This window comes from Pseudomonas sp. CLCA07, assembly GCF_053615335.1.
This window is the reverse complement of sequence record NZ_CM132131.1, coordinates 2,299,213-2,314,501: the sequence shown is the minus strand read 5'-3', so window position 1 is coordinate 2,314,501 and position 15,289 is coordinate 2,299,213. Positions and strand designations below refer to the sequence as shown.

General features: G+C 56.7%; 12 protein-coding genes. 8 read left to right on the top strand and 4 right to left on the bottom strand.

The genetic code is table 11. From position 1 onward, the window contains the following. Nucleotides 1-26: 26 nt before the first annotated feature. Genes ACWGZX_RS10655 through ACWGZX_RS10645 form a run of 3 tightly spaced genes read left to right on the top strand, consistent with a single transcriptional unit; the run spans nt 27 to nt 1,703 of the window. Nucleotides 27-389, top strand: a complete 363-nt coding sequence (locus ACWGZX_RS10655; RefSeq protein ID WP_223521950.1) for a CidA/LrgA family protein — start codon at nt 27-29, stop codon at nt 387-389. Beyond that, complete coding sequence (locus ACWGZX_RS10650; RefSeq protein WP_452628279.1) at nt 386-1,102, top strand: LrgB family protein; 717 nt, start codon at nt 386-388, stop codon at nt 1,100-1,102. Before ACWGZX_RS10655 ends, ACWGZX_RS10650 begins: the two co-directional genes overlap by 4 nt. Nucleotides 1,103-1,112: 10 nt before the next feature. Beyond that, the gene (locus ACWGZX_RS10645) at nt 1,113-1,703 is read left to right on the top strand and encodes an LON peptidase substrate-binding domain-containing protein (RefSeq protein ID WP_223521952.1); all 591 of its coding nucleotides are present in this window, start codon (nt 1,113-1,115) and stop codon (nt 1,701-1,703) included. Between the two features lie 3 nt (nt 1,704-1,706). On the opposite strand, the gene ACWGZX_RS10640 is transcribed toward ACWGZX_RS10645, so the two are convergent. The 4 genes from ACWGZX_RS10640 to ACWGZX_RS10625 form a co-directional block, all read right to left on the bottom strand. Continuing rightward, nucleotides 1,707-3,839, bottom strand: coding sequence for a hypothetical protein (locus ACWGZX_RS10640; RefSeq protein WP_452628278.1), 2,133 nt, complete (start codon nt 3,837-3,839; stop codon nt 1,707-1,709). Between the two features lie 50 nt (nt 3,840-3,889). Continuing rightward, on the bottom strand, nt 3,890-7,393 hold the full coding sequence (locus ACWGZX_RS10635; RefSeq protein ID WP_452628277.1) for a calcium-binding protein: 3,504 nt from the start codon (nt 7,391-7,393) through the stop codon (nt 3,890-3,892). Between the two features lie 525 nt (nt 7,394-7,918). Next, nucleotides 7,919-9,235 (bottom strand): bifunctional DedA family/phosphatase PAP2 family protein, encoded by a 1,317-nt coding sequence (locus ACWGZX_RS10630; protein WP_452628276.1) that lies wholly within the window; start codon nt 9,233-9,235, stop codon nt 7,919-7,921. Nucleotides 9,236-9,484: 249 nt separating this feature from the next. Further along, nucleotides 9,485-10,183, bottom strand: coding sequence for a DNA-3-methyladenine glycosylase (locus ACWGZX_RS10625; protein WP_452628275.1), 699 nt, complete (start codon nt 10,181-10,183; stop codon nt 9,485-9,487). Nucleotides 10,184-10,372: 189 nt separating this feature from the next. Between ACWGZX_RS10625 and ACWGZX_RS10620 the strand changes: the two genes are divergently transcribed. From ACWGZX_RS10620 to mrdA, 5 genes are all read left to right on the top strand, one after another. After that, nucleotides 10,373-11,644 carry a glutamate-5-semialdehyde dehydrogenase gene (locus ACWGZX_RS10620; RefSeq protein ID WP_452628274.1) on the top strand — a complete coding sequence of 424 codons (1,272 nt, stop codon included), beginning with the start codon at nt 10,373-10,375 and terminating at the stop codon, nt 11,642-11,644. 64 nt (nt 11,645-11,708) lie between these two features. Beyond that, nucleotides 11,709-12,335 (top strand): nicotinate-nucleotide adenylyltransferase, encoded by a 627-nt coding sequence (gene nadD / locus ACWGZX_RS10615; protein ID WP_452628273.1) that lies wholly within the window; start codon nt 11,709-11,711, stop codon nt 12,333-12,335. Nucleotides 12,336-12,406: 71 nt separating this feature from the next. Then, on the top strand, nt 12,407-12,901 hold the full coding sequence (gene rsfS, locus ACWGZX_RS10610; protein ID WP_223521957.1) for a ribosome silencing factor: 495 nt from the start codon (nt 12,407-12,409) through the stop codon (nt 12,899-12,901). Between the two features lie 9 nt (nt 12,902-12,910). Continuing rightward, nucleotides 12,911-13,378, top strand: a complete 468-nt coding sequence (gene rlmH, locus ACWGZX_RS10605; RefSeq protein ID WP_007937439.1) for a 23S rRNA (pseudouridine(1915)-N(3))-methyltransferase RlmH — start codon at nt 12,911-12,913, stop codon at nt 13,376-13,378. Between the two features lie 10 nt (nt 13,379-13,388). Beyond that, nucleotides 13,389-15,284, top strand: coding sequence for a penicillin-binding protein 2 (gene mrdA, locus ACWGZX_RS10600; protein WP_452628272.1), 1,896 nt, complete (start codon nt 13,389-13,391; stop codon nt 15,282-15,284). The last annotated feature ends 5 nt before the right edge of the window (nt 15,285-15,289 follow it).

Below are 15,289 nucleotides of genomic sequence, written 5' to 3'. Positions count from 1 at the left end.
GGTGGGGAGAGCGTGGGAGATGCCGGATGTTGTTACGTGGCCTGACTTGGCTGGTGCTGTTCCAATTGCTGGGCACAGCCATCAACCACTTGTTTTTACCGGTGCTACCGGGGCCGATTATTGGCTTGCTGCTGTTACTGGTGTACCTGATTTCACGCGGACAAGTCGGCGAGCCGCTGAGCCTGGCGGCCAGCAGCCTGCTGCGTTACTTGCCCTTGCTGCTGGTGCCACCGGCCGTGGGCGTGATGGTGTATGCCAAGGATATTGCCGCGGACTTCTGGGCCATCGTCGGTGCGCTGGTGTTGTCGCTGCTGCTGTCCATGGCCTTCGCCGGCGTACTGATGCAGCGCATGGTCAAGCGCCACGCCCATCGCGGAGATGACCAATGATCCTTGATTGGCACGGCGCACTCGACTCGGTGATTCATCATCCGTTGTTCGGCATCGGCATCACGTTGGGCGCTTATCAGTTGGTGCTGGCGGCCTTCGAGAAAACCCGCTGGATCTTTTTGCAACCGGTGCTGGTCTCGATGCTGGTGGTGATCGGTGTTCTGGTGACCTGTGGCCTGACGTACGCCGAGTACCGCAAGAGCACCGAGATCCTCAGTATCTTGCTCGGGCCTGCGACAGTCGCGCTGGCGGTGCCGCTGTACCTTAATCTGCGACGTATTCGGCAGTTGTTCTGGCCGATATTTACTACGCTGGTGATAGGTGGCGTGGTGGCCACGGGCATGTGCGTGTTGCTGGGCTGGTGGTTCGGTGCCGAGCACATGATCCTGATGACCATGGCACCCAAGTCGGTGACGTCACCGATTGCCATGCTGGTGGCCGAGCAGATCGGCGGTGTCGCGGCGTTGGCTGCGGTGTTCGTGTTGATCACCGGCGTAATCGGTGCGATCTTCGGCCCGAGCCTGTTGACCCGGCTCGGTGTCCACAGTCCTGAGGCGCGCGGTATGGCACTGGGCATGACCGCCCATGCGGTCGGCACCTCGGTGGCCTTGCAGGAAAGTGAAGAGTGCGGCGCCTTTGCGGCGCTGGCGATGAGTCTGATGGGTGTGGCCACGGCGGTGTTCCTGCCGTTGGCGGTGTCGATGGTGGTGTAAGGAAATGTCTATGAGCTTGCCGCTTTTCCCACTGAACACGGTGCTGTTTCCTGGCTGCATCCTCGACTTGCAGATCTTCGAGGCGCGCTACCTGGACATGATCGGCCGCTGCATGAAACAGGGCGGCGGCTTCGGCGTGGTGTGCATCCTCGACGGCGAAGAAGTCGGCATCGCTCCGGCTGGGTATGCCTTGGTGGGGTGTGAAGCGCTGATCACCGATTTCAAGCAGCAGGACAACGGCCTGCTGGGGATTCGGGTGCAGGGCGGGCGGCGTTTTCATGTCTTGCGCACCGAGGTGCAGCGCGACCAGTTGACCGTCGCCGACGTTGAATGGCTTGAAGACGAACCTGAACAGCCGCTGCAGGAAGAAGACGCCGATTTGGTGGCGCTGCTCAAGGCGTTGGCCGAACACCCGATGGTCGAAGCGTTGAACATGGGCACTGAGGCGACCGGGCAACAATCATTGGCTAATCAGTTGGCCTATTTGCTGCCGTTCGCGGAAGTGGACAAGATTGACCTGCTGCAACTCGACGATCCGCAGCAGCGACTGGATGCGATTCAGGCGCTGCTGGATGAATTACAAGGGGAGTTGTTTGCGTGACGTTCAGCTCGGGTTCTGAACGACGGGGATGGGCGGCCAGACAATATCGTTGGCAAACCAGTCTTTATCGCTATTCAGTTCGAGAATTGGTTTGCCGGCCTTGGCAGCTTTATCGATCAACCCATCGTATTCCTCTTTGTTGTAGCTGCCGGCATGTGTTCGTGCCTGCACTTCTTCCTGGTAATCGTTATCAGCTTGTTCAGTGAGGTCTCTGACGCGTACTGCTCGTTTAAAGTTTGAATCGAACAGCCAGATCCGATCGGCATTGATGCCTCGTCTCGATACTGAGATCAATGCTTCGAGATCGTCTTCAGGGAACCAGGTAGGGAGAACATCCGCACGTTTATTAAAAGCGTGATTTTCTTCGCCTAATACCACTTCCATGTTGCGGGTATCGATTGCGTAAACGAACCGTATATTTTGATTGTGTCGGGTCGTTTCATAGTTTCGTTCGGAGTCAAGTTGAAGTGAGGTGTCGGAGTCTGACCAGTCGTTATCGGAGGCGCTGGAGTGGTTTGAGCTATCAGAGCTATCAGAATTGTCGGAACCACCGTCCGTATCATCCGGTTTCTTGCCAGGGTATTTGTTGGTCTGACTGTTATAGAGCAAGTATTCCGGATCAGGTCCGTCCTTTCCGTACAAAGAAGTTGCCTCGCGCAGGCGGACCGTTGCACTCATGGGCTTCTGGGTCGTTGCCCCGGGCCTGTGGTTGTAACGGGGTAACATCCAGCCATCATTGGCCAGTTCAAACGGAGTGCGTTCATCTCCTCTGAATAGCGAAGGGATGTCCGTGCGGTATAAACAATTATTTTTGTTTCGGGCGTAGCCCATTTTCTTCAGAAAAGAAAAGAGGAACTCTTCGGTCAAGCTCTCTTCAAGGCCATAAAGGCCTGTTTGCGCGGTTTTGTTTCGGACATGCAGTACTTGGGGGGCGAATTCGCTATAGAGCTGATCGAACCTGATCGGGTTGGTTTTGTCGTGGCTCAGTTGTTTGTGATGCTCAGCCCATACCGGAATTTTTTGCTGCTTTGACAAGTCCTGGTGGAGACGTAATTGTTGCCCGGGAGAGAGATTGTAAGTTCTCAGGAGCATTTCGCGCTCCTTGACCGTCTTGTTCGGATAAAGCCACTTCAGCGTGTCGTTGATCAGTGAAGCTCTTGGATCGTCATTCGATGCCGTTTTTGCCCACTGCGGCCTCATTCCGCTTGCTTGGGCTTCCATGCGGAAACGTTGAATATCCTGGCCATGAATGCCGTAGAGCTCCCAGAGCTGATGATCCGTCCACTCGCTCAAATGCCTGACAGGCGCATTGAATCCATCCGGTGGTGGGTCAACTTTCACCCACATGTTTTTTGAATCCCTGAAGCCGTAAAGGTATCTTGGCTCATTTGAGCCAGGCACCGGTTTCACCAGCAGACGGTAGTAGCCCTGAACATCAGGACCCCCTAACGGATTGTTGGAACCCAAATATATTCCCCCTGCTGGAACTCCTGTTTCCAATGGGTCGTCAGGTAAAGCGTGCTTTGGATGTTTGGGCGCTAACGTGTTGTCGGAAGATTCATTGTCACCGGCGTGAATTCGCTTGAGCGAAGGTCGTGTTTCTTCCAAGGCAAGGGCAGGCTGACTCCAGGTCAATTCCCCATCGTTCTTGTAAAGTGCGGGGCCTGACGGGAGCTTATGGTAAAGATCTGTTGCACGATAAGCCCCAAGGGTGTCATCGAACTCCACATACACAGTTCCTTTGTCTTTGACATCGACGAACTTGCGCCCGACGATGAGTCGAAATCCCTCTGCATTGGGCGATTGCATTCCGCGCAAGAATGCAGATCCCAATAGATATTTGTCCAGGCTGGCGCTGGTTATGCGCTCTGGCAGTCGCAGTGAAGGTAGATCCGTTATGTTCAACGTTGATGAATCGCTTGCCATTCCACTTGCGTGGTTTCTTGTTTCGCTGCCGCCCGCGACATCGGGACCTGTCGGATCCTGCTGTTGCAGATGTGGCGCAGTACCCGTTATCTGGCGTGGCAGCGTTGAAGTGTCTCCTTGGGTGCGTAACCTAGGGGGGTTAATGGATATAGAGGAAGGCGAATCCACGCCGGAAGAATTTGCTGAGACAGGCGGTTTTTTTGTACCCACGGTGCCACTCCTTGGCCAGTGAAAAGAGAGAGATTTAGTTTGAATTTGACTCAGGTTGACGCTATCGAAATGACCTTGTCTACGATGGTCAGGTCTTCGATCTTTATAATGCGTGACCAGTCGGTATCAATAGTCCAGTTGTTCATTTCTGTGTCGTAATAAATGTTGCCGGCTGTGAGGTCGGTCATTCGGATGTTCTTTACATAGGTCAGATCATTGTTTAGCTCTCCTCGTTGTTTGTGAAACTTTATGTCCGATTGTATAGCGTTGATGCTTGAATAAGCCTGTGCGTTGACTGCATCAAGCAGAATGATTTCAAAGAGCGTACTGATATGGTAACGATTGCCAGATGAGATAGTGACGCTGACCTGCTCGAGGGGAACTCCAGGTGATGCACTGTTCGGAAGTCGAATGTGTATGCTTCCAATCTTGAGCACGCTGTTGGAAATGATGAGTTCCTGTCGGGTTATTATTTCGCGAAGGTGTTCTGTATAAATGCTCCAGGTTGAGCCCGTCGCGGTGTCTGGGGTTGAGAGGCTGAGGCGTGTGTTGCTTGCCAGGTATATGTCATAGGACGAAGCTTGACCTTCAAGCAAGTAGACGGTGTTGTGTAATGCCGAGCTGATATCGATACGCTGCGAAACCGACTTCAAAACACGTCTTTCAAATGCAGGTTCGACGAGCAAGTACTTTCCTGGTCTTTGACGCAATGAAGCACGGCTTTCAATGGTTCTATATCCGGGGTTTTCCTTGTCTTCAAGGTAGGAGTTTTGCGGGTAATCCAGCGAGTAAGATTTTCCGTTGCGCATTGTCAGAGTAAACGCGTGGATGGTCTCCCAACCTGAAGTCATGATGCCGCTCCCCCGGTCAGATTTTTTTCCGGAGCCTTCCCTCGCAGCACCATGAATCAGCAGTGAGCATCCATTGTTGAAATGGATCTGGAAGTGAATGTGCGAATAACTCAAGTAAGTAAAGCTGCTGCGACCGGTGGCCGTGACAACATAGATAGCGTTGACGTTACTGATTTCGTCATCGTCGAAGTCTATATATAGCGTGCTGGACGTGTTTTTCTTCTGTGCGTCGACACTGAAAGTGGTTCGATACGTCTCGCGGGACACGAAGTAATTTTGGTGTTTTTCATTGGGGACTCGCTGGATTTTACTGTTGACGATAACGGGTGGATCTTTGGGGACGCCGGGAGCGACGACAATGACCTTGATGCTTTGCTCGCTAAAATCCGCTATTTCAGAGGGTAGGTCGGCTTTTAGTTGGTAGCCGTCGCTTGTGATAAATAACAACTTGTCGTTGCGTAATCTCCTTGTGCCCTCGAGCTTTGCGTAGACATCTTTGATGATCAGCTGTCTCTGAGGCCCATACTCGTCTGTGCTGCGCAATGAGGAGATGATCAGGGCATTGTCATGTATGCGCCAACTCTGGATAAGTTCGAGCGTGACGCCCAGATGTAGGGTGCTGATGTCCTGACCGTCTTCAGTAATGGATACAAAGTGGCTCAGGTCATTCAAATAGTAGGAGTCAACACCGCTTCCGCCGTTGACCTGGCATTCGTTACCCCGAATAAAGATCTGGTCGTCACCTGCGCCTGCGTCGATGCTGTCGTTGCCACTGGCAACAATCGTGTCAGTCTGATCAGAGCCGGTGACCCGGTTGGAAGCACCAGCCAGTGTCTCGACTTTCTCGATCGAGTCGAGGGTCGAGTGTAAAATCGGGGTCGCATCGGCCTCGGGGAGGCGCAAGCCCAGTGTTCCATTCTTCAAGTCAATGTCGTAGCCGGTATACGCATTGTCATCCGGCCCATGGCGTACCGGTACGTGTCGCCCCTGAAGTGATAGCGTGTCTATTCCGGCGCCACCATTTAAAGAGCTTACGTGTTCAGCGGCAGGGGTTTTCTTGAGGCCTTCGGCGGCCGACTGAAAGAGGAACGAATCGTCAAGGTCACCGCCCGTCAGGGATTTAGTGCCTGACGCGTAATTAAAGTAATTCGATTTGTCTTGGACACCGACGATGCTGTCGTTACCTGCGCCCAGTGCCCACAGTATTCCTTTGCCTGCGCCGGTCTCACCCGCAACGACACCGGGAGTGCCTGGCGAGAGGCCCTCTCTGGCGTTGTAAACGTCGTCGGTTTCCTTAATAGCGGGTACGTTGACCGTTATGTAAGGTGACTCTCCGCCCTCTGCATCCCACTGAAATTTTTGATATCGGGTAGGCTGCAATGTCACTTCGAATCGGCCATTCACAACCGCTTCAACGCTGTCTCTCAGTTCATTTTTGAGCCATCCGGCGCTCGTGGTTTCGAGCGCACTGGCATAGTCGCTGTAGGTCTTGGCGACGCTGAAGCGATCCGCGACCTCTTGGTCCAGGTCTTGTCCGGTAAAGGCAAGCCAGCCTGTACGCCAACGCTCATGCACGGTCAACTCGATGTAATCGTCGATATCGTCGACCACTCGCGCGGCACTGTAGACTTTTGCCCCGATGATCAATATAGCGGCGGCGGCGATCCCGACAGGCCCGGCGGCTTTGAAGCCCAGTAACGCGGCACAGCCCAGTATTGTGGACACCCCCGCGCTCGTCAGGCTGAGCGCGCCATTGACGTAAAGATCTTGTGCAGTTTTGCTCTGTGCATTGGCTGCATCGTTAAACGATTTGATCGCGGTGTAGAGGTCAAACGGCAGGGTTAAAACGCTGGCAAATAGTCCAGCCCCCCTACTCAGCAATTGGCCGACGGTTGTCCTGCCAAAGAGTTCGAATGTTTTTGCACCACTGCGAATCATTGCCTCGCCGGTTTTTGCCAAGCCCCGTTCGACAATCAACGAGCCGATCTCTGCTACGCCTCCTCCGATATTGACCGCAGCTTCATCCCAATGACCTTTTTTAAGTGCATCCGTCGTGCCGATCAAAGCGCTATAGAGCCCATATGCCTGAAGCCCAACCCCCATGGACGCCATGCCATGGCTTTTGGTTTTATCGACCCAGTCAGGCAGGTGAGCAGGTAGTGAGATTTTCTGTATATCCAATCGCTGGGCGGTTTTTAGCAAACTACCGATTCTCTCCAAGGGTACTGCCGACCTGCCTGGTTCGGGTTGCTTCAATAAGGGGGCGGCCGAAATGGAGCGTTTTGTGGCAATTTCAAACAGCAAGGTGGCCGGGAGATGAGTCTGGTCAGTTTCGACTGTTTTTATCCGGTGTTCGACTTTCACTGGATCAAACTCCAGCGCATCTATGAACGCCTGGTCGGGCTCTGCAAAGTAAGTGAGCGAGCCGGTAATTATTTCTCCATTGAGTAGGGCGCCCATCGAATGAAGTTCTACACGGCTTACGCTTAGATCGCCGAAGCGTAAGGGGCCAAAAAGATTATCAATGTCTTTGAGGTCAGGCTGTTTTATCTCTCGCGCAGCCGTATTGTTGTCGATCGTTCCCTGTGCGTCATTCAGTACTTCATGAGGTGGTGTGAGTGGTGCAGGCATGGCGATATCGGTTATTCGGATGAGGCCATCGCGTGCAGTCTGAAAGTCGGAGCTGATGAGAGGTATGGACATGGTTGATATTCTTGTTGGAAGAGGTACTTGTTTTGAGTGTGGAGGGTTGTTGCGATATGTCTAATATTGCACAGCTGCAATTAATTTTTTAGCGGGGTTGTTTTTCCAGATGTTATTTATTTTTTGTATTATTTTGGTTGCGATGTAGGTGTTGTTTGTTTGCGCCATGTTTGGCTATAAAAAAATATAAAGTCGTATTCTTATCGTGCGCCGATCGAGGCGGGATAATTACAATGATTTTTATTTTAAATAATCCGCGGCAGCGACTGGATGTGATTCAGGGAGAGTGTTTACCTGAATTGCGCTGATAGGTCGCAATATTTCGGTCGCCGTTATTTCTTTTTGTTTTAAACGGCTTTCATGCGAACGATGTTATGTCTGGAAGATAGGGGGGGCATGTTCAATACACTTTGGTCAGAGTGTCAGATCATCGTGAGGCGCACGATGCGAAATTCTTGACCCCTTTGCGCCGGGAGATTTGAGGTGATTTTCTTATCGGCAGATCGATTTTCTGAAATGCCTGCCCTAATACGCATACCGCAACATCGCGTGCGGCAAATGCCGCAACGCAAAGAACCCGAACAACGCCATCAGCGCTGGCAACACCAGCCACCAGACCTTGGGTGGCATGGCGTTGAGCGGTGTCTGGCGCTGACTCAGCCACAGGCTCGCCGCACAAACACAGGCAGCCAACATAGCGCCGGCCAATACATCTGTCGGCCAATGTGCGCCCAGGTACACCCGCGATAGCGCAATCGCCAGCGCGGGCAAGCAACCCAGTAGCAGCCATGTCAGACGCATCCGCGGTGGTTGTCCTCGGCCCGCCAGCACGGCGAGGGTCAGGAACAGCGCGAATGACCCCGAGGCATGGCCGCTGGGCATGCTGTAACTGGTCAGTGGATCGCTCAGTACTTCCGGGCGCACGCGGGCGAAAAATTGCTTGGTGAAGGTGTTGCCGAGGGCGGTGACAAGCAGGGTGCTGCCGGCAAAAATCGTCTGCCGCCATTGTCGCGCGATCAGCAGCAGGCCGGTCAGCAGTGCGCTGAATAGCAGCATGTTGCGAAACTCGCCAATCAGCGTAAAGACCACGGCCACTTCATCGAGCATCGGGCTGCGGTGTTCTTGCACCAACGTCATTAAGCCCTGATCAAGCGCGGTCAGGTGCGGATAGCCGATAAACAATCCCGCCAGAATCAGAAGGCTCATCCCGGCAATCAGCATCGTCGCCTTGCGATGGCGGCGCAGGCTGCTGGTGACGCTCAAACCAACCATGACGGCAATAGCACCAGCGACGACTCCCGCCTCAGGCCAGAAACCTTCCGGCAACGGCAAACGAATCGCCGCGCCCGTGGCCCAGCCGGGCAGCAGGTACGCAACACTCCAGCCAGCGGCAGCCAACAGACTGACGGCGAAAAATCGCGGGAATGGCATATCGAACATCCCGGCAACCATCGGCAACATCGGGCGCAGCGGTCCGATAAAGCGTCCGACCAGCAGGCTGGCGATGCCATAACGCTGGAAATACGCCTCGGCGCCGGCAATCCATTCCGGATGATGACGTAAGCCGGGCAGGCGTCGGATGTTCTGGTGGAAATGCCGTCCGACGAAGTACGAAATGACGTCACCCAGCACCCCGGCAACGAACCCCAGCAGCAGCGTTTCACTCAACGATAGCGCGCCACTGCCGGCCAGGACCGCCACGGCAAACAGCAACACCGTGCCGGGCACGATCAGCCCGGCAATCGCCAGGCATTCCACAAAGGCCACTATGAACACCGCCGCAGCCAGCCACTGCGGGTTGACCGTCAACCAACCGGTGACGCTATCGAGCCATGGGCCCATAAAAACAACTCCATAAATGTTCATTGGTCCCATGAGGGACGACCGCAATCTTCAAAAAACTACAGATCCCTTGTGGGAGCGACCTGTGGCGAGGGGGCTTGTCGGACCGCCGCACCGCCCCGTTTGAGTGCGTAGCACTCACAATATCTTTGGCACATCAGCGATTTTGGGGCCGCTTCGCAGCCCAACGGGGCGGTGCGGCGGTCCGACAAGCCCCCTCGCCACAGGTCGCTCCCACCGGGGGCGTCATCAAAACAGTACAAAATAATCGCGACCTTCGACCTGCCCCCGTCGCAGCGGGTTACGCGTGCAATACGGCGCGTAAGCCGCATCGACAAAGCGGTACATCAAGTGTTCATCACGGCCATGGGGGATGCCCAAGCGCGTGGTCTGGATGATGTGGGCGGGCGCCGGGCCGATGTCTTCCACGAGAAGCACTTCATGATCGAAACGCTTGGCGTCCCAGACCGGCACCTTCAAACCCAGGGCCTTGCACAGCAGGGTCTGCCCGGCACACAGCTTTTGCGAGGGGCGAGGGCGGCCTTGGGCGTCGGGATTGTTCAACAGCATTTGCGCCAGGCTCGCCGGTCCGCTCAGCTCATCGACCCACGGATAGGCCGATTTGATCAGCACCGCGTTGCCGGGGCCTTTGGCACTGAAGTTCAGCGAATCGCCGCCACGGGCGTAATACATATAGATGTGGCCGCCATCCAGAAACAATGCCTTACGTTTTTCTGTGTAGCCGAGGGAGGCGTGGCTGCCTTTTTCCTCAAAATAATAGGCTTCGGTTTCGATAATCCGGGCGCTGAGCCACAGGTCGCCGACCCGGTGGCGAATGACTTTGCCGAGTAAATCCCGGGCCAGCGTTTGCGCGTCACGGTCGAAAAACGCGTCCGCAAGCCCGGTGGGCAGGCTAGTAGCGGACGCTCGAACAGTCAGGTTGGACATGATGAACGGCGTTTATCAGGGCTTATAGAGCGGTGATGATAACAATTTGCAGCTTAATCACGGCTGAACGTCGGCAAATTGCCCTCGATTTCGACCATCCGCCCGTCACCGCTGTTAGTCGGGGGACGCGACAGCTATAATCTGCCGCTTTACTCTTTACCAAGACCTTAGCAAAGACCAATCCAGACCATGACTGAGTCCGTTCTTGACTACATGACCCGCCTGGGTCGCGCTGCCCGCGAAGCCTCTCGCGTCATCGGCTGCGCCAGCACTGCGCAGAAAAACCGCGCCTTGCAGGCTGCTGCCAATGCGCTGGACGCTGCACGCGCCGAGTTGACGGCGGCCAATGAACTGGATTTGGCCGCGGGTCGCGCCAATGGTCTTGAGCCGGCCCTGCTGGAGCGTCTGGCGCTGACCCCGGAACGCATCGACGGCATGATCGTCGGCCTGCGCCAGGTGGCCGCATTGCCGGACCCGGTCGGCGCGATTCGCGACATGAGCTTCCGCCCGTCGGGCATTCAGGTCGGTAAAATGCGCGTGCCGCTGGGCGTGATCGGGATCATCTACGAATCCCGTCCCAACGTGACCATCGATGCCGCCAGCCTGTGCCTCAAGTCTGGCAATGCAACCATTCTGCGTGGCGGCTCCGAAGCGATCCATTCCAATCGCGCCATCGCCGCCTGTATCCAGCGCGGTCTGGCCGAAGCCGAACTGCCAGCCGCCGTGGTGCAAGTGGTCGAAACCACCGATCGTGCCGCCGTTGGCGCACTGATCACCATGCCGGAATATGTCGATGTCATCGTGCCCCGTGGTGGCCGTGGCCTGATTGAACGCGTCAGCCGTGACGCCCGCGTGCCGGTGATCAAACACCTCGACGGCATCTGCCACGTTTACGTGAGTGAACATGCCGATCTGGCGAAAGCCCAGCGCATCGCGTTCAACGCCAAGACGTACCGTTATGGCATCTGCGGCGCCATGGAAACGCTGCTGGTGGATCAAGCCGTTGCCAAAGATTTCCTGCCATCGATGGCTGCCCAGTTCCGCGAAAAAGGCGTCGAGCTGCGTGGTTGCGAGCGCACGCGCGCGATTATCGATGCTGTAGCGGCCACCGAAGAAGACTGGACTACCGAATACCTGGCGCCGATTTTGTCGATCCGCGTAGTCGAAGGGCTGGACCAGGCGATCGAGCATATTAATAAGCACGGCTCCCATCACACCGACTCGATCGTCAGCGAAAACCTCGCTGACACACGGCGTTTTGTCGCGCAGGTCGATTCGTCGTCGGTGATGATCAACACCCCGACGTGCTTCGCCGATGGCTTCGAATACGGATTGGGTGCCGAGATTGGCATTTCTACTGATAAGCTGCACGCCCGCGGCCCGGTGGGTCTCGAAGGTTTGACCTGCGAGAAGTACATCGTGGTCGGTGATGGCCAGTTGCGCGGCCAGGCGTCGGTCTGACTTGGGCGACCTCGACCCGACAGCCCCAGCCACTTCAAGCGAGCCTCAACCTCGCCGGATTGGCATGCTGGGCGGTACGTTCGACCCGGTGCACATCGGCCATCTGCGTGGTGCGCTGGAAGTCGCCGAATCGCTGGCGCTCGATGAGTTACGTCTGACACCCAGTGCCAGACCGCCGCATCGTGGTACGCCGCAGGTGTCGGCCAAAGACCGTCTGGCGATGGTCGAGTGCGCGGTGGCCGGTGTGGCGCCGTTGGTGGTGGACGCCCGCGAATTGCAGCGGGACAAACCGTCCTACACTATTGACACCCTGGAGCTGATGCGCGCCGAACTGCCCGCTCAGACCCAGGTTTTTCTACTTTTGGGCTGGGACGCATTTTGCGGCCTGCCCACTTGGCACCGCTGGGAAGAGTTGCTCCAGCATTGCCACATCCTGGTGCTGCAACGCCCGGATGCCGACAGCGAACCGCCGGATGCCTTGCGCAACCTGCTGGCAGCGCGCTCGGTGAGCGACCCGCTGGCCCTCAAAGGGCCGAGCGGACAGATTGCATTCGTCTGGCAGACACCGCTCGCGGTATCCGCCACCCAGATCCGTCAACTGCTGGCCAGCGGTAAGTCGGTACGTTTCCTGGTGCCCGACGCGGTCCTGGCCTACATCGATGCGCACGGACTTTACCGTGCGTCGAACTGAAAAGAGGCGCGCTTCAAGCACGTGATCACGTGTATCGAAGCCCCCGAACATACGAGCAAAACGAGTTTTATATGACGAACAAAGACGTAACTAAAGTAAAGCGCAAAGGCACATTCAAAAGCGCCCCACTGCCAGTAGTAGCACCGACCGGCCCGGAGCTGGCCGGTGAAGAGCTGGTCAAGGTTGCCGTAGCGGCCCTGGAAGACGTCAAGGCCCAGGACATTCAGGTGATCGACGTTCGTGAAAAGCAGAGCATCACTGACTTCATGATCATCGCTACCGGTACGTCCAACCGCCAGATCGGCGCGATGCTGGACAAGGTTCGCGAAGCCGTCAAAGCCCAGGGCGTGAAGCCATTGGGTGAAGAAGGCAAGGGCGACAGCGACTGGGTTCTGCTGGACATGGATGATGTCATCGTTCACATGATGACCGCCTCGGCTCGCCAGTTCTACGACCTGGAGCGTCTGTGGTCCGGCGCTGAACAGAGCCGTGCGCTGAACGCGGCTCACCACAGCCCGGAAAACACCCACGAGCATTTCATCAAGCTCAACAAAGACCAGCAATAAGGGCCCGCTGTGCGACTGCGACTGATCGCCGTCGGTTCACGGATGCCCAAGTGGGTGGAAGAAGGCTGGCATGAATATGCCAAGCGTCTTCCGTCCGAGCTGGCGCTGGAACTGGTGGAAATACCGCTCAACACCCGTGGCAAGAACGCCGACGTGGCGCGCTTCATCCGTCAGGAAGGCGAAGCCATGCTGGCCAAGGTCGGGCCGAACGAGCGTGTTGTCACCCTCGAAGTCCACGGCAAGCCCTGGAGCACTGAGCAGTTGGCGGTCGAACTCGATCGCTGGCGTCTGGACTCGCGCACGGTGAATTTCATGGTCGGCGGCCCCGAAGGGCTGGCGCCGGAAGTCTGTGCCCGAGCCGATCAGCGCTGGTCATTGTCGCCGTTGACGTTGCCGCACCCGCTGGTGCGAATCCTGATCGGCGAACAGCTGTATCGTGCCTGGACAGTCTTGTCCGGCCACCCTTACCACAAGTAGTTCTGCCCTCATGTCTCAGCCGATCCGTATCAAGGACCACGAAAAAGACGCCCGTCTGGTGCGTGGTCGCGTCGTGTTCGGTGCAATTGCGGTAGTAGCGCTGATTTGTGTGCTGATTGCGCGGTTGTATTTCCTGCAGGTGATCCAGTACGAGTACCACTCGACCCTGTCGGAAAACAACCGCGTCCATGTGCAGCCGATTCCACCCACCCGTGGGCTGATCTTCGACCGTAATGGCGTGGTGGTGGCCGATAACCGGCCCAGCTTCAGCCTGAGCATGACCCGCGAGCGCTCCGGCGACTGGCAGCAAGTGCTCGACGTGATTGTCGAAGTGTTGGAGCTGACACCCGAGGACCGGGTGATCTTCGAGAAACGCATGCGTCAGGGGCGTCGGCCATTCGAGCCGGTGCCAATCCTGTTCGAGCTGACCGAAGAACAGATCGCCCTGATCGCCGTGAACCAGTTCCGCCTGCCGGGCGTGGAAGTGGTCGCGCAGCTGGTTCGTCACTATCCGCAGGGCGCGCACTTTGCGCACTCGGTGGGTTACATGGGGCGAATCAACGAGAAAGAGCTCAAGTCACTGGATCCTGTGAGTTACAGCGGCACCCATCAAATTGGCAAAACCGGCATCGAACGTTTCTACGAGCCGGAATTGCACGGTCAGGTCGGTTACGAAGAAGTCGAAACCAACGCTCGGGGCCGCGTATTGCGTGTGCTCAAGCGTACCGAACCGATTTCCGGCAAGGACATCGTCCTGAGCCTGGACATCAAATTGCAGGAAGCGGCCGAAGCGGCACTGGGCGGTCGTCGTGGTGCCGTCGTGGCGCTGGACCCGAAAACCGGCGAAGTGCTAGCGATGGTCAGCCAGCCGAGTTTCGACCCGAACCTGTTCGTCACGGGCATCAGTTCCAAGGCCTATTCCGAACTGCGCGACTCCATCGACCGACCGCTGTTCAACCGCGTGTTGCGCGGTCTGTACCCGCCGGGTTCGACCATCAAGCCGGCGGTGGCGATTGCCGGTCTGGATTCAGGTGTGGTCACCGCGTCGACCCGCGTGTACGACCCCGGTTATTACCAACTGCCCAATTACGATCACAAGTACCGGAACTGGAACCGTACCGGCGACGGTTACGTGGATCTGGACACGGCGATCATGCGGTCCAACGACACCTACTTCTATGACTTGGCCCACAAGCTGGGGATCGATCGTTTGTCGGCGTATCTGGGTAAATTCGGCATCGGCCAAAAGGTCTCGCTGGACATGTTCGAAGAATCGCCGGGCCTGATGCCGTCCCGCGAGTGGAAACGTGCGACCCGCCGCCAGGCCTGGTTCCCGGGCGAAACCCTGATCCTGGGGATCGGTCAGGGCTATATGCAGTCCACGCCGCTGCAACTGGCCCAGGCCACGGCACTGGTGGCCAACAAAGGTGTGTGGAACCGTCCGCACCTGGCCAAGACGGTCGAAGGCGAGAAGCCCAAGGATGAAAATCCGATGCCGAATATCGTTCTGCGCGATCCGTCGGACTGGACCAAGGTCAACCACGGTATGCAACAGGTGATGCACGGCGCTCGCGGTACGGCGCGCAAGGCCTCGATTGGCGCGCAATACCGGATCGCCGGGAAAAGTGGTACGGCCCAGGTGGTCGCGATCAAGCAGGGCGAGAAGTACGACCGCTCCAAGGTTCAGGAACGTCACCGCGACCACGCCTTGTTTGTCGGCTTTGCGCCGGCCGACAACCCGCAAATCGTGGTGTCGGTGATGGTCGAGAACGGCGAGTCCGGTTCCGGGGTCGCCGCGCCAGTGGTGCGTCAAATCATGGATGCCTGGCTCCTGGACCAGGACGGCCATCTCAAAGCCGAGTACGCCAGCCCTATCAGTGCGGAGGTTACGGCCCATGATGAATAATTTTG

Coding starts and splice junctions, on each gene's coding strand:
- ACWGZX_RS10655 (WP_223521950.1), top strand. CDS start 27: ATGTTGTTACGTGGCCTGACTTGGCTGGTGCTGTTCCAATTGCTGGGC.
- ACWGZX_RS10650 (WP_452628279.1), top strand. CDS start 386: ATGATCCTTGATTGGCACGGCGCACTCGACTCGGTGATTCATCATCCG.
- ACWGZX_RS10645 (WP_223521952.1), top strand. CDS start 1,113: ATGAGCTTGCCGCTTTTCCCACTGAACACGGTGCTGTTTCCTGGCTGC.
- ACWGZX_RS10635 (WP_452628277.1), bottom strand. CDS start 7,393: ATGTCCATACCTCTCATCAGCTCCGACTTTCAGACTGCACGCGATGGC.
- ACWGZX_RS10630 (WP_452628276.1), bottom strand. CDS start 9,235: ATGGGCCCATGGCTCGATAGCGTCACCGGTTGGTTGACGGTCAACCCG.
- ACWGZX_RS10625 (WP_452628275.1), bottom strand. CDS start 10,183: ATGTCCAACCTGACTGTTCGAGCGTCCGCTACTAGCCTGCCCACCGGG.
- ACWGZX_RS10620 (WP_452628274.1), top strand. CDS start 10,373: ATGACTGAGTCCGTTCTTGACTACATGACCCGCCTGGGTCGCGCTGCC.
- nadD (WP_452628273.1), top strand. CDS start 11,709: ATGCTGGGCGGTACGTTCGACCCGGTGCACATCGGCCATCTGCGTGGT.
- rsfS (WP_223521957.1), top strand. CDS start 12,407: ATGACGAACAAAGACGTAACTAAAGTAAAGCGCAAAGGCACATTCAAA.
- mrdA (WP_452628272.1), top strand. CDS start 13,389: ATGTCTCAGCCGATCCGTATCAAGGACCACGAAAAAGACGCCCGTCTG.